This is a genomic window from Virgibacillus sp. 7505 (assembly GCF_002272135.1).
Classification (GTDB): Bacteria; Bacillota; Bacilli; order Bacillales; family Amphibacillaceae; genus Terribacillus.
Genome location: NZ_NPBF01000285.1, coordinates 1 through 240, shown reverse-complemented (window position 1 = coordinate 240; position 240 = coordinate 1). Strand labels below are relative to the sequence as shown.

1 protein-coding gene is annotated in these 240 nt (G+C 49.6%); it reads left to right on the top strand.

What is annotated here, in order from left to right:
- The coding region (locus CHH91_RS18980; protein WP_176465878.1) for a dihydroxyacetone kinase subunit DhaK at nt 1-240 on the top strand (240 nt) is incomplete at both ends.

Below are 240 nucleotides of genomic sequence, written 5' to 3'. Positions count from 1 at the left end.
ACCTAGCTTTGCTTTGGCAGAAGACGAGATGGAAGTCGGCATTGGCATACATGGTGAAAGAGGGATGTACCGAGAAAAAGTCGCTTCTTCGCAAGAAATTGCGAAATTGCTCGTGTCGAAAGTGGCCGCTGAATTGCCTGGCTCTGATCCACTAGCTGTCCTTATTAACGGCATGGGCAGCACGCCGTTAGTAGAGCAGTACAGTTTTGCTCGTGACGTGCTAGCTGAACTAGACAAGCA